At 47.4% G+C, this 1,141-nt stretch carries 1 protein-coding gene; it reads right to left on the bottom strand.

The genetic code is table 11. The features are described 5' to 3' along the window. Positions 1 to 79: 79 nt before the first annotated feature. The coding region (gene gnd / locus AB4653_RS22355) for a decarboxylating NADP(+)-dependent phosphogluconate dehydrogenase (protein ID WP_372105373.1) at positions 80 to 1,141 on the bottom strand (1,062 nt) is incomplete at its 5' end.

Here is a 1,141-nt window from a genome sequence, read left to right as displayed (position 1 = left end):
GGATGCCAATTGGCATCCTTTTGTTTTCTAGTTTTCAGCTGAAAGAACGAACGTGTTCTTTACTGATTCTAACTAACGATTATACGTCGTAAGTTGTAGAAGCAGTGTCGCCGCCTGTACCAGTCCAGTTTGTGTGGAAGAATTCACCACGTGGACGGTCAGTACGCTCATAAGTGTGAGCACCGAAGTAGTCACGTTGAGCTTGTAGAAGGTTCGCTGGAAGACGAGCTGTAGTGTAGCCGTCTAGGAACGTTAGTGCAGAAGTCATACATGGCATTGGGATGCCTGATTCCATAGACTTAGCTGCAACTTTACGCCAAGCGCCCATGCAGTTGTCTAGGATGCCTTTGAAGTATGCATCTGAACCTAGGAAAGCGATTTCTGGGTTCGCTTCGTAAGCATCACGAATGTTGCCTAGGAATGCAGAACGGATGATACAACCGCCACGCCACATAAGTGCAACGTTACCGTAGTTTAGATCCCAACCGTTTTCGTTCGACGCTTCACGCATTAGCATGAAACCTTGAGCGTAAGAGATGATCTTAGAAGCAAGTAGAGCCTGACGGATTGCATCAACCCACTCTTGCTTGTCGCCTTCAACTGGAGCAACAGTCTTACCGAACAGTTTCTCAGCTTCAACACGTTGATCTTTAAGTGCAGACAGGCAACGAGAGAATACAGACTCAGTGATTAGAGTCAGTGGGATACCCATGTCTAGTGCGTTAATACCTGTCCATTTGCCCGTACCTTTTTGGCCAGCAGTGTCTAGGATCTTCTCAACTAGCGCTTCACCGTCTTCATCTTTGTAACCAAGGATATCAGCAGTGATTTCAACTAGGTAGCTGTCTAGCTCAGTTTTGTTCCAGTCAGCAAATACAGCCTGCATTTCGTCGTGGTTCATACCTAGGCCATCTTTCATGAACTGGTATGCTTCAGTGATAAGCTGCATGTCACCGTATTCGATGCCATTGTGAACCATCTTAACGAAGTGACCAGCACCGTCGTTACCAACCCAATCACAACAAGGCTCACCCGCGTCAGTTTTCGCAGAGATACCTTGGAAGATAGGCTTAACCGCTTCCCAAGCTTCAGGAGAACCGCCTGGCATGATAGAAGGACCGAAACGAGCGCCTTCTTCACC

This window comes from Vibrio sp. 10N.222.48.A3, assembly GCF_041475345.1.
Lineage (GTDB): Bacteria > Pseudomonadota > Gammaproteobacteria > Enterobacterales > Vibrionaceae > Vibrio > Vibrio tasmaniensis_A.
The sequence above is the reverse complement of the archived record's forward strand: the minus strand, read 5'-3'. Positions and strand labels throughout refer to the sequence as shown.